19 protein-coding genes are annotated in these 19308 nt (G+C 72.6%); 9 read left to right on the forward strand and 10 right to left on the reverse strand.

The window, feature by feature from the left end:
• The first annotated feature begins 240 nt into the window (after positions 1-240).
• The 6 genes from H4J02_RS03880 (at position 241) to H4J02_RS03905 (ending at position 7732) form a co-directional block, all read left to right on the forward strand.
• Complete coding sequence (locus tag H4J02_RS03880; protein WP_187675802.1) at positions 241-1038, forward strand: hypothetical protein; 798 nt, start codon at positions 241-243, stop codon at positions 1036-1038.
• A gap of 33 nt (positions 1039-1071) precedes the next feature.
• A complete protein-coding gene (locus H4J02_RS03885; protein ID WP_262406205.1) occupies positions 1072-2091 on the forward strand; it encodes a TIGR03557 family F420-dependent LLM class oxidoreductase in 1020 nt (339 codons plus the stop codon).
• 88 nt (positions 2092-2179) lie between these two features.
• Complete coding sequence (locus tag H4J02_RS03890; RefSeq protein ID WP_262406206.1) at positions 2180-2974, forward strand: coenzyme F420-0:L-glutamate ligase; 795 nt, start codon at positions 2180-2182, stop codon at positions 2972-2974.
• 316 nt (positions 2975-3290) lie between these two features.
• Positions 3291-4214 (forward strand): MoxR family ATPase, encoded by a 924-nt coding sequence (locus H4J02_RS03895; protein ID WP_262406295.1) that lies wholly within the window; start codon positions 3291-3293, stop codon positions 4212-4214.
• 19 nt (positions 4215-4233) lie between these two features.
• On the forward strand, positions 4234-5514 hold the full coding sequence (locus H4J02_RS03900; RefSeq protein WP_187675806.1) for a DUF58 domain-containing protein: 1281 nt from the start codon (positions 4234-4236) through the stop codon (positions 5512-5514).
• Positions 5501-7732 (forward strand): DUF3488 and transglutaminase-like domain-containing protein, encoded by a 2232-nt coding sequence (locus tag H4J02_RS03905; protein WP_187675807.1) that lies wholly within the window; start codon positions 5501-5503, stop codon positions 7730-7732. Before H4J02_RS03900 ends, H4J02_RS03905 begins: the two co-directional genes overlap by 14 nt.
• 15 nt (positions 7733-7747) lie before the next feature.
• Here H4J02_RS03905 and H4J02_RS03910 read toward each other — a convergent pair whose 3' ends face one another.
• From H4J02_RS03910 to H4J02_RS03920, 3 genes are read right to left on the reverse strand one after another with little or no spacing between them, the layout of a single operon-like run.
• Positions 7748-8518 (reverse strand): ABC transporter ATP-binding protein, encoded by a 771-nt coding sequence (locus H4J02_RS03910; RefSeq protein ID WP_187675808.1) that lies wholly within the window; start codon positions 8516-8518, stop codon positions 7748-7750.
• Positions 8515-9519 carry a putative F420-0 ABC transporter permease subunit gene (locus tag H4J02_RS03915; protein ID WP_187675809.1) on the reverse strand — a complete coding sequence of 335 codons (1005 nt, stop codon included), beginning with the start codon at positions 9517-9519 and terminating at the stop codon, positions 8515-8517. Before H4J02_RS03915 ends, H4J02_RS03910 begins: the two co-directional genes overlap by 4 nt.
• Positions 9516-10532, reverse strand: coding sequence for a putative F420-0 ABC transporter substrate-binding protein (locus tag H4J02_RS03920; protein WP_262406207.1), 1017 nt, complete (start codon positions 10530-10532; stop codon positions 9516-9518). Before H4J02_RS03920 ends, H4J02_RS03915 begins: the two co-directional genes overlap by 4 nt.
• 424 nt (positions 10533-10956) lie before the next feature.
• Between H4J02_RS03920 and H4J02_RS03925 the strand changes: the two genes are divergently transcribed.
• The gene (locus H4J02_RS03925; protein WP_187675810.1) at positions 10957-11307 is read left to right on the forward strand and encodes a GIY-YIG nuclease family protein; all 351 of its coding nucleotides are present in this window, start codon (positions 10957-10959) and stop codon (positions 11305-11307) included.
• Between the two features lie 51 nt (positions 11308-11358).
• Here the strand turns inward: H4J02_RS03925 and H4J02_RS03930 are convergent, their stop codons facing one another.
• The 6 genes from H4J02_RS03930 to H4J02_RS03955 are packed head-to-tail and all read right to left on the reverse strand — an operon-like array spanning position 11359 to position 16357.
• Positions 11359-12234 carry a prenyltransferase gene (locus tag H4J02_RS03930; protein WP_187675811.1) on the reverse strand — a complete coding sequence of 292 codons (876 nt, stop codon included), beginning with the start codon at positions 12232-12234 and terminating at the stop codon, positions 11359-11361.
• The gene (locus H4J02_RS03935; protein ID WP_187675812.1) at positions 12227-12541 is read right to left on the reverse strand and encodes a lycopene cyclase domain-containing protein; all 315 of its coding nucleotides are present in this window, start codon (positions 12539-12541) and stop codon (positions 12227-12229) included. Before H4J02_RS03935 ends, H4J02_RS03930 begins: the two co-directional genes overlap by 8 nt.
• A 3-nt stretch (positions 12542-12544) precedes the next feature.
• On the reverse strand, positions 12545-12880 hold the full coding sequence (locus H4J02_RS03940; RefSeq protein WP_262406208.1) for a lycopene cyclase domain-containing protein: 336 nt from the start codon (positions 12878-12880) through the stop codon (positions 12545-12547).
• Positions 12877-14421, reverse strand: coding sequence for a phytoene desaturase family protein (crtI, locus tag H4J02_RS03945; RefSeq protein ID WP_187675813.1), 1545 nt, complete (start codon positions 14419-14421; stop codon positions 12877-12879). Before crtI ends, H4J02_RS03940 begins: the two co-directional genes overlap by 4 nt.
• Positions 14418-15296: a phytoene/squalene synthase family protein gene (locus H4J02_RS03950; RefSeq protein ID WP_187675814.1), complete on the reverse strand. Its 879-nt coding sequence runs from the start codon at positions 15294-15296 to the stop codon at positions 14418-14420. The genes crtI and H4J02_RS03950 overlap by 4 nt, the downstream gene beginning before the upstream one ends.
• Positions 15293-16357 (reverse strand): polyprenyl synthetase family protein, encoded by a 1065-nt coding sequence (locus tag H4J02_RS03955; protein ID WP_187675815.1) that lies wholly within the window; start codon positions 16355-16357, stop codon positions 15293-15295. The genes H4J02_RS03950 and H4J02_RS03955 overlap by 4 nt, the downstream gene beginning before the upstream one ends.
• A gap of 102 nt (positions 16358-16459) precedes the next feature.
• On the opposite strand from H4J02_RS03955, the gene H4J02_RS03960 reads away from it, so the two are divergent.
• Complete coding sequence (locus tag H4J02_RS03960; RefSeq protein ID WP_262406209.1) at positions 16460-17023, forward strand: MarR family winged helix-turn-helix transcriptional regulator; 564 nt, start codon at positions 16460-16462, stop codon at positions 17021-17023.
• 6 nt (positions 17024-17029) lie between these two features.
• Here H4J02_RS03960 and H4J02_RS03965 read toward each other — a convergent pair whose 3' ends face one another.
• On the reverse strand, positions 17030-18358 hold the full coding sequence (locus H4J02_RS03965; protein ID WP_187675816.1) for a PLP-dependent aminotransferase family protein: 1329 nt from the start codon (positions 18356-18358) through the stop codon (positions 17030-17032).
• A gap of 98 nt (positions 18359-18456) precedes the next feature.
• Between H4J02_RS03965 and H4J02_RS03970 the strand changes: the two genes are divergently transcribed.
• Positions 18457-19305: a nitrilase-related carbon-nitrogen hydrolase gene (locus H4J02_RS03970; RefSeq protein WP_187675817.1), complete on the forward strand. Its 849-nt coding sequence runs from the start codon at positions 18457-18459 to the stop codon at positions 19303-19305.
• Positions 19306-19308 lie beyond the last annotated feature (3 nt).

The following is a 19308-nucleotide window of genomic DNA, read 5'->3' on the forward strand; positions in this document are numbered from 1 at the left end:
CCGATCCGTGGTCGTCTTACGGTCTTCGACCCTGCAGCTGGCGAGGGGGCCCTCCTCAGTGCGATCGGTCGGCGCTTTCCAGGAGTTGAAGTTCTAGCGGCCGATTCTCATTCGCCTACGGTACGGCTGTTGGCGCGGGCGAAACCTGACTGGTTTGTCGGAGTAGCAGATGTCCTGAGCCATCGCTCCGTGTCCGCGTCGCCGGTTTGGAACTGTGCTGGCGCGGCGGAACGTCTCTGGGTGCTCCTCAACCCGCCGTACTCCTTCCGCGGCGGCTCTGGTGTCGCGATCGAACTTGCCGGGACCCGGCTGAGTGTGAGTCCGGCTGCCGCGTTTGTCTGGCGTGTCATCGAGGAGCTCCCAAATCTGTCGGGAATTGCAGCGATCCTCCCCGAGGGCGTCTTGCACAACATCCGCGACCGCCCTGTCTGGGCAGCCATCGAGCGAGAGTTCGCGGTGTCCGCACGTGTAAGTTTGGGGGCCCGGTCGTTTCGAGGGGCGGTCGTTAACGCGGTGCTCGTGACGATAGATCGGACAGATTCGTTGGTGAAGGCCGGTCGCTCGGCGCACCTGGGGCGGGCCCCTCTGGGTGTATGTAACTGCGTCGAGATCGTCCGTGGCCGGGTCCCGGTCCGCGTGGCTGATCAGGGGGGCGACACCCCCTTCATTCATTCGACGGATCTCGCCGGTGCGGTGGTGCTGGGGAAGACAGGCGGAAATCGCGCGCTCGCGACTCCAGGTCATCTGGTTCTGTTCCCCCGCGTGGGCCCAAGGAGCGCCGGGCGAACGCGTATGGTGGACGGCCCGGTCGTCTTGAGTGACTGCGTGATGGCACTTCGCTTGCGCGACAGGAACTCTGCAATTCGTATGCTTGAGTGGCTGCGCGCATCGAGCGACGCTCTCGATAGCGAGTACCACGGAACCGGTGCCCGGCACATTACCGTTGAAGCGGTCGGGACCTTGCTGCGAGCCGCCGGTTGGAACGCCAAACACGTGCGGGCCTCGACGGCGATCAGCGCGTGTGATTGTGCTCCCTGACTGCAATCGGTATACGCGCGCACACACGGAATGATGGACCCCGTGACCACCCGGACCCATCCGCACATCGGCTACGCCGCGATGCTCGAGCGCTTCGCCCCGAACGAGGTGATCGCGCTCGCCCAGGCAGCGGAGGCATCCGGGTTCACGGGGGTCATGGCGGCCGACCACTTCCAGCCGTGGGTGCCGCAGCAGGGGCAGGCGAGTTTCGTGTGGAATGTGCTGTCGGCGCTCGGCCAGGTGACGGCGGGCGACCTCGGCACGGGCGTGACGGCGCCGACGTTCCGGTGGCATCCGGCGATGGTCGCGCAGGCCTCGGCGACGCTGGCCGCGATGTACCCCGGGCGCCACTGGCTCGGGCTCGGCTCGGGCGAGGCCATCAACGAGCACGTCGTGGGCCGCTACTGGCCCGAGGCACCGGAGCGCATCGACCGCATGTTCGAGGCGGTCGACATCATCAAGAAGCTCTTCGCGGCATCCCTCGCGGGGCGCGACGCCCGGCACGAGGGCCGTTACTACAAGCTCGAGTCGACGCGGCTGTGGACGATGCCGGATGCCGCCCCGCCCATCCTGATCGGCACGGCCGGTCCGGTGACGGCGAAGCGCGCGGGCCGCACGGTCGACGGGATCGTCGTCGACGGGGCGCCGGTCGAGAAGGTCGCGCCACTGCTGCAGCGCTTCGCGGAGGGCGGGCGCGAGGTGGGGCGCGATCCGCGCACGCAGACGCGCATCATCCGCCTGCACTTGAGCTGGGCGCCGACGCGCGACGAGGCGGTCGCGAACGCGCTGCGGGAGTGGCCGAACGCGGGGATGCGGTTCCCGAAGTCCGACATCCGCTCGCCGTTCGAGCTCGAGCAGATCGCCCGCACGGTGCGGGCCGAGCACTTCGAGGGGCGCGTGCTCATCTCGGACGACCCGGACGTGCATCGCGCCCACATCCAGCGCTACCTCGACCTCGGCTTCGACCGCGTCTACCTGCACAACGTCTCACGCGACCAGCACGCGTTCCTCGAGACCTTCGGCCGCGAGGTCATCCCGCGCCTCGTCTCCTGACGCTGACTGGTCGGTTTCTGGCCCCATTCCCCGGGTTTGGGGCCAGAAACCGACCACTCAGCGGATGCGGGGTTGGGAGGATAGGGGGGTGACCCCCGCAGCCCCCGGCCCGGCCTTCAGCGTGTTCGCCCTGCTCGGGCTGCCCGAGTTCCGCCCGGGAGATGACCTCGCGGGCATCCTGGGCGACGCGCTCGCGGGGGTCGCCGAGGACGGCGACATCCTCGCGATCACGAGCAAGATCGTGAGCAAGGCCGAGGGGCGCATCGTCGAGGCCGCCGACCGCGAGGACGCGATCACCGCCGAGACCGTGCGCGTCGTCGCCGAGCGCACGCGCGCCGACGGCGAGGGCACGACCCGCATCGTCGAGAACCGCCAGGGGCTCGTCATGGCGGCGGCCGGCGTCGACTCGTCGAACGCGCCCGACGGCCACGTGCTGCTCCTCCCCGAAGACCCCGACCGCTCCGCCCGCCATCTCGCCGAGGTGCTGCGCGACCGCCTCGGCATCCGCATCGGCGTCATCCTCACCGACACCCTCGGTCGCCCGTGGCGCGAGGGGCAGACGGATGCCGCGATCGGCGCCGCGGGAGTCGTCGTGCTCGAGGACCTCGCGGGCACCAACGACGCGAACGGCCGCCCCCTCGCGGTGACCGCCCCCGCGATCGCCGACGAGCTCGCCGCCGCCGCGGAGCTCGTGAAGGGCAAGGCCGGCGGCCGTCCGGTCGCCGTCATCCGCGGGCTCGGCCACCTCGTGACGGGCCTCGACGCACCCGGCGCGCGCGGCCTCATCCGCCCCTCCGAGCGCGACATGTTCCGCCTGGGCAGCCGCGAGGCCTACGAGGAGGGGTACCGCGCAGGCCTCGCTGCCCGCGACGAGCCCCGCTGACCCGCCGACCGGCTGCACCCGCCGACCCGCTGCCGCCCGACGTCCCCCGCCGACCCCGCGTCGCGCCGTCCGCGCGCCAGTTCTCGGCATCGCGCGCCGGTCATCCCTGTCGCCCAACGCCAACCGCTGCAGCGTTTGGCGCAAAGAGAGTGTCCCAGCGAAGACGGGACATCGAACCGGTGACGAATCAACGGGAGCGTGCCAGACTCGGACGATGGATCGCGTCCCCGAATCCGGGGAGGACGTCGGCATCGAGGCCGAGACCTCCACGGGACCCCTTTCCGCCGCCGAGTTCCTGCTCGACGCCCGGGCCGTGATGGCCGCCGTCGAGACCGTGATCGACGGCAAACGCGACGTCATCGAGCTCGCCACGACCGTGCTGCTCGCGGAGGGGCACCTGCTCGTCGAGGACGTTCCCGGCGTCGGCAAGACGATGCTCGCCCGCGCGCTCGCGAAGAGCGTCGACTGCACCGTCAACCGCATCCAGTTCACGCCCGACCTGCTGCCGTCCGACATCACGGGCGTCTCGGTCTACAACCAGGCCACGCGCGACTTCGAGTTCAAACCGGGCCCCGTGTTCGCGAACATCGTCATCGGCGACGAGATCAACCGCGCGAGCCCGAAGACCCAGTCGGCGCTGCTCGAGTCGATGGAGGAGCGCCAGGTCTCCGTCGACGGCGGCAGCCACGACCTGCCCGCGCCCTTCACCGTCATCGCCACCCAGAACCCGGTCGAGATGGAGGGCACCTACGCGCTCCCCGAGGCGCAGCGCGACCGCTTCATGGCGCGCATCTCGATGGGGTACCCGGATGCCGCCAACGAGGCCGCCATGCTGCGCCAGCGGGAGCAGGGCAGCCCTCTCGACGACCTGCGCCCGGTCGTGACGATCGAGCGGCTGCGGCGGATGATCCTCACGGTGCGCGAGGTGTTCGTGAGCCCCGCGATCGAGCACTACGTCGTCGCGATCGCGGCGGCGACGCGCGTCGATCGCGAGCTGCGACTCGGCGCGAGCCCCCGCGCGACGCTCCAGCTCGTGCGCGCCGCGAAGGCCCGCGCGGCGCTCGACGGCCGCGACTTCGTGCTGCCCGACGACATCGACGCGCTCGCCGTGAGCGTGCTCGCCCACCGCCTCATGCCCGCGAAGTCGACGGGCGGCTACGGGCGCGAGGGTCTCGCCGAGATCGCGGCCCGCATCGTGAAGTCCACCCCGGTGCCGCTCGGCGCCGCCGGACCCGCCTGACCGAACGCCCGCCCGGCACATGCCCGACTCCGACTCCCCGCTGCGGCGCAGCCACCGCATCCGTCTCACGGTGCGCGGCTGGACGACGCTCGTGGCGGGCGCCGCGTGCTTCGCGGGCGGCGTGTGGCTCGGCCGCCACGAGCTCATGGTGGCGGCGTCGTTCGCCCTGCTGCTGGCGTTCGGCGGCCTGCTGCTGGCGCGGCTGCGCCGCCCGAAGCTCGACGTCGTCCGCCTCTTCTCGCCACCGGTCGTGTCCGCGGGGTCGAGCGCCAACGTCACCCTCCGGGTGCGCAACGCGGGCACCGTGACGACGCCGACCGTGCTGTGGAACGACGCCATCCCGTGGCAGGAGCGGCAGGAGCCGAACGAGCTCGGCCCCATCCGCATCCGTCCGTCCTCGGCGCGCACGGTGGCGCTGCAGTACGAGCTGCACCCGCGCCGTCGCGGCCTCTACCCGATCGGCCCGCTCGTCGTCGAGTTCGGCGACCCGTTCGGCATGGCCCGCTCCTCGGCCGCGTGCGGCGACGTCGACCGCCTCACGGTCGTGCCGGCGGTCGCTCAGCTGCCCGAGGGCGGCCCCATGCTCATCGACGGCGACGGGGCCGCACAGCTCGTGCAGCGCCGCGCGGTCGGCAACGACGACGACCTCACGACGCGCGAGTACCGCGCGGGCGACGCGCTGCGTCGCGTGCACTGGCGCGCATCCGCCCGCCACGGCGAGCTCATGGTGCGCCAGGAGGAGCACCGCAGCCACCCCGACGCCCGCATCGTGGTCGACACGCGCCTCGGGGGCTACCCGGATGCCGTGCCCGACACCGAGAACTGGCCGCCGGCCCCGTCGAGCGAGGCCTTCGAGTGGGCCGTGCGGATGCTCGCCTCGCTCGCCGTGCACCTCGACGAGAGCGGCTTCCGCGTCGACGTCGTCGAGACGGGCGTCTCGCAAATCGCGGCGATCGGCGAGCGCTGGGAGGGCGGTCAGCGCATCGAGGGGTTCCTCACGAGCCTCGCCGCGGTGCGGCTGCTCGAGCGTCGCCAGACGCTGCCGACGGCGTCGGCGGATGCGGCGGGCCCGACGTTCGCGATCCTCGCGGAGGCGGATGACGAGGTCGTCGACTGGGTGCTGCGGCAGCGGCGTCCCGGCCAGTCGGGCGCCCTCTTCGCGCTCGGGATGCGCCCGGAGGCGCGCGAGCGCTTCGTCGACAACGGCTGGCTCGTCGTCGACGTCGAGCCCTGGGACGACATCGCCGACTCGTGGCGGTCGTCGGCGACGGAGGCGGGGTTCATCCGTGGCGCTCACTGACGTCCGCCGTCCCGCCGCGCCCGCGCCGGCGCCGCGGCCCACCCGGCCTGCACGAGGCCGGCGCGGGGGCGACCCGCGCTGGCTGCGGGTGCTGCTCGTGTGGGGTGCGCTCGCATCCGCTCTCGCGGGGCTGCACGTGACCCTGCAGGGGCTCAGCTGGTGGCTCGTCGGCGTCGCGTACGCCGCGGCGGTGCTGCTCGCAGCGGCGGGTGCGCGCCGTGTGCTGCGCTCGCCGCTCTGGCCGCCGCTCGTGTCGCTCGCGACGGGCGTCGGCCTGCTCACCCTCGGCTACGCGGCCGACACCGCGATCCTCGGGGTCGTGCCGACGCTCGACACCGTCGGGCGTTTTCGCGACATCGCCCTGTCGGGCATCGCGTCGATCGTCGAGCAGCGCGTGCCGGCGACCCCCGAGCTCGGCATCGTCATGCTCATCGCGGTGCTCATGGTGTTCTGCGCGTGGCTCGCGGATGTCGCCCTCGCGTTGCGCGCGCCGGCGCTCGTCGTGCTCCCGCTCGCGCCGATCCTGCTCATCCCGACCGTCATCCGTCCTGGGCTCACCGACGCGCTCTGGTATCTCGTGACCGCCGTGCTGTATCTCGCCGTCCTGCGGGTCGGGGCGCGCCCCGACAGCCGCCGCGTCATCCTCGTCGCGGGCGCCGCCGTCGCGGTCGGATCGCTCCTGCTGCCCTACGCGCTGCCCGCAGCGCGCGATGACGCCCCGGTGCGCACGGGCGGCCTGCGCGCGGGCGTCAACCCGCTCGTCACCCTCGGCGACGACCTGCGACGCGGTGCCGCCACGACGGCGCTCACCTACACGACGGATGCGCAGGGTCCCGTCTACCTGCGCCTCACGACCCTCGACACCTTCACAGGCTCGACGTGGGGCCCGACGATCGGCAGCGAGCGCGCGAGCGGGCTCGACGACTTCCCCGACCCGGTCGGCTACGACCCCGGCGTCGACGCGTCCGAGGCCGAGGTCAACGTGACCGTCCGCGACCTCGTGACGCACTGGCTACCGCTGCCGTACCCGACGACGGGCGTCGTGGGGGCCGACGGCAACTGGTTCTGGGAGCCCGACGGTCTCACGGTGCGCAGCGTCGGCTCGAACGCGAGCGGTCAGGAGTACACGGCCCTGTTCTCGGAGCTGCACCCGACCCCCGCGCAGCTGCGGGAGACCGATCCGGGTCAGGGCTCGGCGCCCGCGAGCACCCTCGAGCTGCCGGAGGGCGTGCCGGAGATCATCACCTCGACGGCGTTCGAGGTGGCCGGGAGCGCGGCGACCCCGTACGAGCAGGCCCTCGCCCTGCAGGACTACCTGCGCCGCTCGCCGTTCACGTACTCCGAGGAGGCGCCCGTCGCGCAGGGCTTCGACGGCACGGGGCTCGACGCGCTCGCGGCGTTCCTCGACGCGAAGACCGGCTATTGCGTGCACTACTCCTCGGCGATGGCCGTCATGGCGCGCGTGCTCGGCATCCCGTCGCGCGTCGCCGTCGGGTTCCAGCCGGGCAGCCGCGAGGAGCAGCGCTCGCCCGTCTTCGAGGTGTCGACCGACGACCTGCACGCCTGGCCCGAGCTCTACTTCGAGGGCATCGGGTGGCTGCGCTTCGAGCCGACGCCCGGTCGCGGCTCGATCCCGCAGTACGGCTCCGATTTCGTCGACGACCCGACCACCCCGCAGGACGAGAGCACCGAGGCGCCGACGCCCACCGCGACGGCCACGTCGAACGCGCGCGGTGACCGCGACGAGACGCCGCAGACGCCCGAGGAGCTCGCCGCCCAGCAGAGCGGATCCGTGTTCGCGGGGCTCGGCATCGTGGCGGCGATCGTGCTCATCCTGCTCATCCCCGCGGGGTTCCGAGCGTTCGTGCGCCTCGGCCGCATCCGCCGGATGCGGCAGGGCCTCGATCCCGCGACGGCCGCGTGGGAGGAGGTGCGCGACACGGCGCGCGACATCGGCTGGTCGGCGCCCGAGTCGGAGACGCCGCGCACCTTCGCCGACCGGCTCGCCCGGCAGATCACGATCGACAACGAGGCGATCGGCGCGTTCCGCGGCAGCGTCGAGACCTCCGCCTACGGGCGTCCGGATGCCGTGGCGCTGTCGCCGACGGAGCTCGCGGCCGTGCGCCGCGTCATCCTGCGCTCCGCCGGCACGCAGGCCCGCATCCGCGCGTTCTTCCTGCCGCCGTCGCTGCTCTACCGCTGGCGCCCCGAAACCTAGGTGGTCGGGGCGTCGCTACCCGATCGCGAGCAGCGGACCGCCCGTGAGCGGGTTGCGCGTCCACTCGGCGCGCACCCCGAACACCTCGCGGATGAGCTCGGGCGTGAGCGTCGCGACGGTCGCCCCGTGCGCGGCGATGCGTCCCTCCGAGAGCACGACCACGGCATCCGCGTGGGCCGCCGCGAGGCTCAGATCGTGCACGGCCGCGACGACCGTGACGCCCTCGGCGCTCAGCTCGCGCACGAGCCGCACCATGTCGAGCTGGGCCGCGAGGTCGAGGTGGTTGGTGGGCTCGTCGAGCAGTAGCACGCGCGGCTGCTGGGCGAGCGCGCGGGCGAGCAGCACGCGCTGACGCTCGCCGCCCGAGAGCGTCGTGACGTCGCGCTCGGCGAAGGCCTCGGCGCCCGCGCGTCGCAGGGCGTCCGCGACGACGGATGCGGCATCCGCGTCGCCGCCGCCGACGAGCGTCTCGTGCGGGGTGCGGCCGAGGCGCACGACGTCGCGGCCCGTGAGCGGGAGCTCGGTCGCGGCGTCCTGCTCGACGAGCGCCATGACCCGTGCGCGCTGGCGGCGGGGGAGGGCGAGCAGATCGACGCCGTCGAGCAGCACCATGCCGGACTCGGTGCGCTCGATGCCCGCGAGGGCGCGCAGCATCGTCGATTTGCCGGCGCCGTTCGGGCCCACGATCGCCGTGAAGGCACCCACGGGTGCGTCGAAGGCGACGTGCTCGACGAGCGCCCGCCCGGAGACGCGGACGGTGAGCTCGCGCACCTCCACGCCGGTCATGCGAGGCTCCGGCGGCGCATGAGCAGGAGCGCGAACACGGGCGCGCCGACGAGCGCCGTCACGATGCCGACGGGCAGCTCGCGCGGGTCGAAGGCGGCGCGGGCGAGGGTGTCGGCCCACACGAGGAACAAGCCGCCCGCGAGGGCCGAGAGCGGCAGGAGGGCGCGGTTGCCGGGGCCGATCACGAGGCGCACGGCGTGCGGCAGCACGAGGCCGACGAAGCCGATCGCGCCCGACACGGCGACGAGCGCGCCCGTGAGCAGGGCGCCCGCGCCGAGGAGCGTCCAGCGCACGCCCGTGACGGGCACGCCGAGCGATGCCGCCGAGCGGTCGCCGAACGCGAACGCGTCGAGCACGCGGCCCGTGAGCGCGAGCGGCACCCCGACGACGAGAATCGCGACGCCCGCGATCGTCGCCTCGGGCCACCGGGCGCCCGCGAGCGAGCCGAGCAGCCATCCGAGGATCTCGCGGTACGAGTCGCCCGTCGCGGTCCAGAAGATCACGAAGCTCGTGAGCGCGGCCGCGAAGCTCGACACGGCGACACCCGCGAGCACCGTGCGGGTCGGCGTGAGCGGTCCGAACGCGGATGCGAGCCCGAGCGTCGCGACGAGCGCGAGCATCGCACCGCCGAACGCCGCGACGGGCAGCAGTACGCCGATGCCGAGCAGCAGCACCGCGACGGCGCCGAGCGAGGCGCCCGAGGAGAGCCCGAGCAGGTAGGGGTCGGCGAGCTGGTTGCGGGTCACGGCCTGCATGACGCAGCCGACGAGCGCGAGACCCGCGCCCACCGCGGCGGCGGTCAGGATGCGCGGCAGCCGCAGCTGCCACACGATGCCGTCGTGCAGGGGGTCGAGCGGCGACGACTGCCCGAGCACGTGCGAGATCACCGAACCCCACACATCCGCGACCGAGATGTCGGCCGAGCCGATCGTCACCGCGACCGTGACGGACGCGACGAGGGCCGCACCCAGCGCGATCGCGGCGACGACGACGCGGGTCACTTGGCGCCGAGCTCCGCGTACTGGGCGGCGATCGAGGCGGCCGCCTCGACGCTGCGCACGCCCGCCTCGCTCGCGGCGAACGGGATGACGATGTAGCGCTGCTGCTGCACGGCCGTCATCGCGGCGGTCGCGGGGTTGCCGGCGAGGTAGGCCTTCTTCTTCTCGGCGCTGTTCCAGTCGGAGTCGACGAGCACGATGACGTCGGGGTCGGCGGCGATGATCGCCTCCCAGCCGAGCGGCGCCCACGTGGCGTCGAGGTCGGCCGCGACGTTCGCGAAGCCCGCGGTCTCGAGCAGGAGCTGCGGTGCTCCGATGCCCGCGCCGACGTACGGGGTGTCGGTGCCCGACGACCACCAGAGCGCGAGCGGCTCGCCCTCGGCGGGCTCGATGTCCTCGAGCTGCGCACGCTGCTCGGCGACGAGCTCGGCGGCGCGCTCGGGAACGCCGAAGATCGCGCCGGCCTCCTCGATCTCGCGGAACACCTCCTCGAAGTCGAGGCTCGCGGGCTGCCCCGCGCTCTGGCACGCGGCGGGTTGCACGTAGCTCGCGACGCCGAGCGAGGCGAGCTCCTCGCGGTCGCCCGCGGCATCCGGGCTGAAGGCCGACTCCCAGCCCGCGTAGACGAAGTCGGGGCTCGCGGCGAGCACCGTCTCCTCGTTGGGCAGCTTCGGCGCGAGCACCGGGATGCCGGCCGCGGCATCCGCCCACTGCTCGGGAACGGGGCCGTCCTGGAAGGCGGTGCCGACGATGCGGTCACCCACGCCGAGCGCGAGCATCATCTCGGTCGACGTCGACTTGATGGCGACGACGCGCTCGGGCGCGGAGTCGAGCGTCACCTCGACCCCGCAGTTGACGAGCGTGAGCGGAAAGCCCGACGTCTCGGTGGGTGTCGGCGTGCTGTCGCTCGGCGCGGCGACGGATGCGGCGCATCCGGCGAGCAGGAGCGCGGGGACGAGGGCGAGGGGCGCGAGGCGCGAGGTCATGAGGTTCTCCGAGTATGCGGGCAGGGGCATAGAGGGGAGTCGGACCTCATGACGGGAACGACGAACCCGGGCGATCGCCGGCCCGGTACCCACAGCTTAGGGCTGCGAGGGGCTCGCTGCCGAGGTGTAGCGCGGCCGCGGGCGGCCGCCCTGTGCCTGCGGCGACCGCTCGCGCGGTCGCGGGAGGCGGCCGACCCCAGGTAGTCGAGGAGCGCCAACCCCAGGTGGTCGAGGAGCGTCAACCCCAGGTGGTCGAGGAGCGTCAACCCCAGGTGGTCGGGGAGCGTCAATCCCAGGTGGTCGAGGAGCGCCGCCGAAGGCGACGCGTCTCGAGACCACCGCACGGGGCTATGACGTCGGTGGTGGTCTCGAGACGCGTCCGCTGCGCGGGCGCTCCTCGACCACCTGGGGACAAGATCCGCGGCACCAGCCCGCATCCGCCACCCTCGAGCGCATGGCCTGGGTCTACATCCTCCGCTGCGCCGACGACAGCTACTACGTCGGCTCGACCACGTTCCTCGAGGCGCGTGTCGCCCAGCACCAACGCGGGGAGGGCGCCGAGTACACGAAGCACCGCCGCCCCGTGGAGCTCGTGTTCGCGCGCGAGACGGAGACCGTGGGGGAGGCGTTCGGGCTGGAGAAGCGGATCCAGGGGTGGGGTCGGGCGAAGCGCGAGGCGCTCATCCGTGGTGACTTCGCCGCGCTGCCGGGGCTCGCCAGCCGGAGGCGGGGGCGGAATACCCAGGTGGTCGAGGAGCGCCGGGCGCAGCCCGACGCGTCTCGAGACCAGCTGCCGGGGGTGTGACGTCGGGGGTGGTCTCGAGACGCGTCCGCTTCGCGGGCGCTCCTCGACCACCTAAAGCACGGCGATCCAGATGAGGAGGAGGGTGACGAGGAAGCCCGCGAGGTAGTTGACCCAGAGGAAGTGGCGCCAGCCGCGGTTCGCCAGGCCCGAGTCGGCATCCGTCACCGAGCGGAAGGGCCACGCGAGCATGAGGTAGGGGAGCGCGAGCGCGGCCGCAAGCGATCCCGGGAACGGCACGAAGAGCATGAGCACGCCCGCGAGCGCCCAGGCCCCGAGCGCGAGCCGCACCGTCGCGCGTGCGCCGAGGGCGGTCGCGATCGACGAGATGCCCGCCTCGCGGTCGGGCACGACGTCCTGCACGGCACCGAAGGCGTGGCTCGCCATGCCCCACAGCAGGAACGCGAGCAGCACGAGCACCGTCGTGAGATCCCACGTCGCGCCCGCGAGCACGAGCCCGTAGACCGCGGGCCCCGTGAAGTGGATGCTCGAGCTCAGCGAGTCCAGGAACGGCACCTCCTTCCAGCGGAAGGGCGGCATCGAGTAGGCGATCACGTCGAACAGCAGCACCGCGAGCACGACCCACGACCAGGGGGTGCCGAGCACGGCGAGCGCGACGACGAACGGCACCGTGAGCCCGAACGCGAGCCCGAGCACGAGCCGGTGCGTGCGCGGGGGCAGGAGCGCCCCTTCCGCGCCGCCCTTGCGGGGGTTGGCGGCATCCGAGGCGTAGTCGAACACGTCGTTCACGCCGTACATCAGGAGGTTGTACGGCACAAGGAAGAAGAGCGTTCCGATCACGAGCCGCACGTCGACGCCCGTGCCGGCGAGCAGCATCGCGGCCGCGAACGGGTAGGCCGTGTTGACCCAGCTGAGGGGGCGGGATGCGAGCAGCAGCCTGGTCGCGGTCGACGCGTCTCGCTCAGCCACGGTCGCCTCCCGCGAGGTGCCAGACGGCCGGCAGCAGCGCCGCGGTCGCGATCGGGTAGGAGAGGTCCTCGAGGGGCACGAGTCCGATCCTCACACCGAGCAGCTGCTCGGCGGGGTAGCCGTACAGGCCGACGCCGATCATGAGGTTGTCGAACACGAGCGTGAGCACGATGAGTACGACCCCCGTGATGAGCGTCGGCGCGATGGGCAGAGGTCGCCCCTGCCGTCGCGCGACCGCCGCGAGCACGAGCCGCGCGGCGACGGCGATCGCGACGAGCGCGAGGGCGATGATCGGGTAGGCCGGCATCCGTCACCCCTCCCGCTCGGCGGTGCGGCGGCGCGAGCGGATGCGCTGCACGAGCTCGTGGGCGACCATCGTCAGCAGGCACAGGAACAGGAGGAAGAGCGGCTCCTCGAGCGGCAGGTGCGGCGCGAGCATGACACCGGAGAGCAGCGGCGAGTCGCCCACGCGGAACACCCCGAGTGAGATCGCGACGAGGTCGACGACGAGCAGCAGCGCGACCCCGATCGCGAGCGTGAGCGCCGCCCGCGCGGGTGCGCGCCACAGGAACAGGCGGTAGCGCCAGTCGAGCACGAGCATGCCCGCGATCGACACGAGCAGCGCCGCGAGGTAGCCGAGGTTCACGCGACCTCCAGGGGCGCCGCGCTGCGGTCGCCGCGCAGGCGCTTGAGCACGAGCTCGGCGCTGATGAGGCACATGGGCACGCCGATGCCGGGGATCGTGCCCGACCCCGCGAAGTAGAGCCCCTCGACGCGACGCGAGCGGTTGCCCGCCCGGAACAGGGCGCTCTGCCGCAGCGTGTGGGCGGGCCCGAGCATGCTGCCCTGCCACGCGCCGAGCTCGGCGGAGAGGTCGCCCGAGGTGCGCGTGCGCCGCACGACGACGCGGTCGGCGAGGTCGGTGGCGCCCGTCCAGCGGGCCACCTGGTCGATGATGCCGTCGACGTAGCGCTCGATGCCGGGGTCGCCCTCTCCGTCGATCCCTCCGCGCGCCATCGACGCCCGCGCGGGCGAGGGCACGAGCACGAAGAGGTTCTCGTGGCCCTCGGGCGTGACGGTCGGGTCGCTCGCGCTCGGCTTGCCGAGGTAGACGGATGTCTCGGGCGGCAGGGTGTCGCCGCGCAGCCGCGCGAACCCTCCGTCCCAGTCGTCGGCGAAGAGCAGCGTGTGGTGTGCGAGCTCGGGCAGCTCGCCGCGCACGCCGAGCATCGCCGTGACGGCACCGAACCCCATGTCGACCCTGCTCCACCAGCGCTCGCTGTGATCGCGCGCCTCGGGCGGCAGCAGCTCCGTCTCGATGCGGTGCAGGTCGGTCGCGCCGACCACGACATCCGCGCTGTGCCGCGTCACGGAACCGTCGCTCCCGCGCACCTCGACGCCCGTGGCGCGCCCGCGCTCGACGAGGATGCGCGCGACCGGCGCATCCGCCACGAGCTCGGCGCCCGCGGCCCGCGCGAGGCCGACGAGCGTCTCGACGACGCGCGCGAAGCCGCCGCGCGGGTAGAGCACGCCCTGCTCGACGTCGAGGTGGCTCATGAGGTGGAAGAGCGACGGCACGCCCATGGGGGTGCCGCCGAGGAAGACGGCGGGGTAGCCGAGCAGCCGCCGCAGGCGCGCATCCGTCGTCGTGCGGCGGATCTCGTCGTCGAGACTGCGCGTGAGCATGCGCCGCAGCCGGGGCAGCTCGCGCACGAGCGCGGGGTCGAGGAAGGGCTTCGCGCTGTCGAACGAGCCGTAGAGGAACCGCTCCGTCGCCATCGTGTACGCCGACGACGCCGAGTCGAGATACGCCTCGATGCGGGCGGCGGATGCGGGATCGAGCGAGGTGAGCGCCGCACGCGCCGCCTCCCGCCCAGCCGGCAGGTCGAAGGGCTCGGGGTCACCTTCGACGTACACGCGGTAGCCCGGGTCGAGCGTCGTGAGCTCGAGCTGCTCGTCGGCGCTCGTGCCGAGCAGCCGGTAGAAGTGGTCGAAGACCTCGGGCATGAGATACCACGAGGGTCCGAGGTCGAAGCGGAAGCCGTCGCGCTCCCAGCTGCCCGCGCGACCGCCGAACGCCGGACCGGACTCGAAGAGCGTCACGCGGTGGCCGTCGGCTGCGAGCAGTGCGGCGGTCGCGAGTCCGCCGACGCCCCCGCCGACGATCGCGACGTCGTGCCGCGTCATGCGCGGCCCCGCGCGAGGCGCACGCGCTCGCGGGCGAGCAGGGCGAGCTTGCGGGAGGTCGGCACCGAGACGCGGGTGTCGAGGAGGCGCTCGGCGGGCAGCTTCTCGATGCGGTCGAGCAGCTCGCCGAACACGGCGGTCGCGGTCGCGACGGCGAGCCGGCAGTCCGCGGGCAGGCGAGGGATGCCGGCCCGCGCCCGGCGCAGCTCGTCGCGGATCTCGGCCACGACCTCCGCCTTCGCCGCCTCGGGAGGCAGGCGACGGAAGGCGGGCAGGTAGTCGCGCGCGAGACGGTCGCGGTCGTCGGCGAGGTCGCGCAGGAAGTTGACCTTCTGGAACGCCGAGCCGAGCGCGCACGCGGCGTCGTCGACCTCCGCCTCGGGCGCGCGGCCCGCATCCGACATGAAGACCCGCAGGCACATGAGCCCCACGACCTCCGCCGAGCCGTACACGTACTCGCGCAGCGACTGCTCGTCGAACGCGACGGGCTCGAGGTCGCGCCGCATCGACGCGAAGAACGGCCGCGTGAGCTCGGTGCCGAAGCGCGCCTCGCGCGCGACGTCGGCGAACGCCTGCACGACGAGGTTCGCCGAGAACCCGGATGCGAGGGCGCGCTCGGTGTCGGCCTCGAACTCGTCGAGCACGCGGCGCTGCGCTGCGGCGTCGAGCCCCGCCTCGCCCGCCGTACCGTCGACGATCTCGTCGGCGACGCGCACGAGCGCGTAGATCGCGGCGATGCGCGAGCGGCAGCGTCGCGGGAAGAGCGTCGACGCGAGTCCGAACGAGCTCGAGTAGCGACGGATCACGGGACCGCTCGCCTCACGGGCGGTCGAACGGTACAGCGCGAGGCCCGTCACCGGCGGGCGGGGGGTCACGCGTCGCGCTCCATACCCGTGCGCACGGCGTGGCGCAGCTCGGCCGCCAGACTGCTCGGGAGACGCGCCGCGCCGATGAGCGAGAGCACGTGGGCGCCCTCGCGCTCGATCTCCTTCTCGAGGCGTCGGCGTGCGCCGCTCGCCTCAAGCGCCTCGCGCAGCAGCCCGACCTCCTCGTCGGTGAGGTCGGGGCGGCCGAAGAGCGGCGTGACGGCCTGCCACGCCGGCTCGTCACGCGCGAACGCGACGAGCATCGTGACCTTGCCCTCGCGCAGGTCGCTCGAGGCGCTCTTGCCGGTGAGCTCGGGGGAGCCGAACGCGCCGAGCAGGTCGTCGCGCAGCTGGAACAGGATGCCGAGCCCGCGCCCGATCTCGCCGAGCCGGTGCACGAGGGGCTCCGGCGCCTCGGCGAGCGTCGCGCCCATCCGCAGCGGGGTCTCGAAGGTGTAGCACGCGGTCTTGCGGTGCATCATGGCGCGGATCGCCTCGGCATCGGGGTGCTCGAGTCCGATGCCGTAGGCCACGTCGGCCTGCTCGCCGGATGCCGCGAGATAGACGGCCTCGTCGAGCACCGAGAGCACGCGGTCGCGTACCTCGGCGGGGGCGCCGATGCGCGCGACCTCGCGCACGGCCGCGCTCAGCAGCAGGTCGCCCGCGAGGAGCGCCATCGTCTCGCCCCACGACCGCGCGCGCTCGTCGGAGAGGCCGCGCTCGCGGGCGTCGGCGGCGAAGCTCGCCGTGATGTTGGGGGCGCCGCGGCGCTCGAGGTCGCCGTCGATGATGTCGTCGTGGATCACGAGCGCCGTGTGCAGCAGCTCGACGCCCACGGCCGACCGGAGCGCGTCGTCGCGCCGCGTCCCGCCGAGCCCGTCATGCGCCGTGAGCAGCATGAGCGGACGGATGCGCTTGCCGCCCTGCGAGAGCGCGCGCAGGCGGGTCCACAGCTCGCGGAACCGCTCGTCGTGGAGCGTGGCGCGCACGCCCTGCTCCGCGAAGAACCCGTCGAGGCGAGCATCGAACTGCTCTCTCAGGCGCGTCGTCCGCGTCTCCGTCATCGTCATCACGGCGCCTCCCGCAAGCAGCCCATCGCCTCACTTTACAAATATGAAACCGAGATAACAATAAACCTAGTGAAATACTTTCCGGGGAAGTAGCATGCGTGTGTGACGGACGCGGAGCATCGCATACGAGCGGAGAACGCCGAGCGCATGCACGACCCCCGCGTCGTCGACATCCGCGGTCGCATGCTCGACGTCTCCGACATGGAGGACGCCGACATCGCCCATGTCGTGCGCGTGCTCGACGCCCTGCGTGACTGGCGCGCGGCGGAGGAACGGCTGAGCGAGGCGTCCCGCAGCTTCATGAAGCTCGGCGACAACGACATGCGCGCGCTGCGCTACATCATCGTCGTGACCGACCGCGGAGACGTCGCGACCGCGCGCGGCATCGCCGAGCACCTGGGCATCTCGAGCGCCGCGACGACCAAGCTGCTCGACAGGCTCGAGCGGGGCGACCACATCCGCCGCACCGCGCATCCGCACGACCGGCGCTCGTCGTCGATCGTCATCACCTCCGAGACCCGCGCCGCGGCGCAGGCGACCGTCGGCCGCGAGCACGCGCGCCGGTTCCGCGTCGCCGCCGCGCTCACGGCCGCCGAGCGCGACGTCGTCATCCGCTTCCTCGGCGAGCTGAGCCGCACGACCGAGGGCGACTGGGCCCGCGCGTAGGCCGGATCAGCTCGCGTTCTGCGCCACCGCGAGGGCCGCGCCGACCGTCTCGACCTCGTCGCGCAGCGCACCGACCGTGACGCGCACGTGCGGGTCCTGCGCCTCGCCGAGCTGAAACGGCTCGCCCGCCGCGACGCGGATGCCGACCGCCGCGAGCTGCACGATCGCGGCGCGCTCGTCGGCCACGCGCATCCACGCGTTGATGCCGTCGCCGCCCGCGAGCCATCCGCCGGCCGCCTGCACGGCCGAGGCGAGCGCAGCCTGCCGCTCGGCGTAGGCCTCGCGCGCGGCGTCGATCTGCGCCGTGGACTCCGGATGCGTGAGCAGCTCGTGCAGGATCGCCTGCATCATGCGCGAGGTCCACCCCGGGCCGAGCAGGCGCCGCGCGACGACCCGGTCGACGAGGGGGCGCGGGCCGCCGATCGCGCCGATGCGCAGATCGGGTCCGTGCGACTTCGAGAAGCTACGCACGTGCAGCACGCGCTCGGGGATCCACGTCGCGAGCGACACGTCGGGGGAGGAGCTGATGGCGCCCGAGTGGTCGTCCTCGATGACGATCGTGTCCTGCGCCGTGCGGCTGCGCTTGAGGATGCCGGCGAGCTGCTCGGCGCGCTCGGCCGTCATCGAGATGCCCGTGGGGTTGTGGGCGCGCGGCTGCAGCAGCACGATCGCGGGCGCCGTGCCGAGGGCGGCGGCGAAGGCCTCGGGCCGCATCCCCTCCGCGTCGAGCTCGACGCCGACCGCCTGCAGGCCGTAGTGGTCGAGCAGGTCGATGAAGGGCGGGAAGGTGGGGTTCTCGACAACGACCCGGTCGCCGAAGCGCACGAGGGCCGCGAGAGCGCGGTCGATCGCGTCGAGGGCGCCGTTGAGCACCGTGATCGACTCGACGGGCGCGGGCCACGTGTCGCGCAGCAGGTCGTGGAGCTCGGGGATGTCGGGCTTGGCCTGGTAGCTCGAGGTGTCGGCGCGCGCGCCGACCCGCGCCAGGGCGGGGCCGAGGGCGGGCAGCAGCTCGGGGTCGGGGGTGCCGCGCGAGAGGTCGAGGCGCGCATCCAGGTTGCCGTCGAGGCCGCGGTAGCGGCGGGGGAGCCACTCGCGCGGTTCGGCGCGCACGAAGCTCCCGCTGCGCCCGCGGCTCGTGATGAGACCGGCGGATGCGAGGGTCTGCCACGCGTGCGAGACGGTCGCGGGGGAGACGCCGAGCTCGGCCGCGAGCTCCCGGACGGTGGGCAGGCGGTCGCCCGGAGCGAGGTCGCCCGTCGTGATGAGACGGGCGATCCCGGTGGCGATCCCGTGCGGGGAACGCTCTTCGATCGAAAGGGCTACCGACTTCACTCAAACCGCCGTAGTTTTACGCCTACGTCATTCTACGTAACGTCAGGGAAATGTTTACGTCGAATGATAACAAAACGCAACACCCGAGGAGACACGCAATGACGATCGTCCGCGCCGCAATCAGCCAGACCACCTGGACCGGCGACAAGGAATCCATGCTCGACAAGCACGAGGGCTTCCTCCGTGACGCGGCCGCCCAGGGCGCGCAGGTCATGAGCTTCCAGGAGCTGTTCTACGGCCCCTACTTCGGCATCACGCAGGACAAGAAGTACTACCGCTACGCGGAGCAGGCCGACGGCCCCATCGTGCAGCGCTTCGCATCCGTCGCCAAGGAGCTCGGCGTCGTGACCGTGCTCCCCATCTACGAGGAGGCCGAGACGGGCGTGTACTACAACACGACCGTCGTCGTCGACGCCGACGGCACGATCCTCGGCAAGTACCGCAAGCACCACATCCCGCACCTCGACCGCTTCTGGGAGAAGTTCTACTTCCGCCCGGGCAACCTCGGCTACCCGGTCTTCGAGACCGCCGTGGGCCGCGTCGGCACCTACATCTGCTACGACCGCCACTTCCCCGAGGGATGGCGCGAGCTGGGGCTCAACGACGCCCACATGGTCTTCAACCCCAACGCCACCAAGCCCGGTCTCTCGAACCGCCTGTGGGAGGTCGAGGGCCCCGCGGCGGCCGTCGCCAACGGCTACTTCGTGCTGCAGCCCAACCGCGTCGGCCGCGAGGACAACGAGTACGGCGACCTCGCCGTCGACTTCTACGGCACGAGCCAGGTCATCGACCCGCGCGGCAACTTCGTCGGCGAGCGGGGCTCGGGCACCGAGGAGGAGGTGCTCATCCGCGACCTCGACATGAGCATGGTGCGCGAGATGCGCGACGACTGGCAGTTCTTCCGCGACCGTCGTCCCGACAGCTACGAGAAGATCGCCCGCCCGTAAGGC

The organism is Protaetiibacter sp. SSC-01 (genome assembly GCF_014483895.1).
In the GTDB taxonomy this organism is placed as follows: Bacteria; Actinomycetota; Actinomycetes; order Actinomycetales; family Microbacteriaceae; genus Homoserinibacter.

Excerpts from the sequence above, each read along its gene's own strand:
- H4J02_RS03885 (WP_262406205.1), top strand. The coding sequence starts at position 1,072 with ATGGACCCCGTGACCACCCGGACCCATCCGCACATCGGCTACGCCGCG.
- H4J02_RS03895 (WP_262406295.1), top strand. The coding sequence starts at position 3,291 with ATGGCCGCCGTCGAGACCGTGATCGACGGCAAACGCGACGTCATCGAG.
- H4J02_RS03900 (WP_187675806.1), top strand. The coding sequence starts at position 4,234 with ATGCCCGACTCCGACTCCCCGCTGCGGCGCAGCCACCGCATCCGTCTC.
- H4J02_RS03910 (WP_187675808.1), bottom strand. The coding sequence starts at position 8,518 with ATGACCGGCGTGGAGGTGCGCGAGCTCACCGTCCGCGTCTCCGGGCGG.
- H4J02_RS03920 (WP_262406207.1), bottom strand. The coding sequence starts at position 10,532 with ATGCCCCTGCCCGCATACTCGGAGAACCTCATGACCTCGCGCCTCGCG.
- H4J02_RS03925 (WP_187675810.1), top strand. The coding sequence starts at position 10,957 with ATGGCCTGGGTCTACATCCTCCGCTGCGCCGACGACAGCTACTACGTC.
- H4J02_RS03935 (WP_187675812.1), bottom strand. The coding sequence starts at position 12,541 with ATGCCGGCCTACCCGATCATCGCCCTCGCGCTCGTCGCGATCGCCGTC.
- crtI (WP_187675813.1), bottom strand. The coding sequence starts at position 14,421 with ATGACGCGGCACGACGTCGCGATCGTCGGCGGGGGCGTCGGCGGACTC.
- H4J02_RS03955 (WP_187675815.1), bottom strand. The coding sequence starts at position 16,357 with ATGACGATGACGGAGACGCGGACGACGCGCCTGAGAGAGCAGTTCGAT.
- H4J02_RS03970 (WP_187675817.1), top strand. The coding sequence starts at position 18,457 with ATGACGATCGTCCGCGCCGCAATCAGCCAGACCACCTGGACCGGCGAC.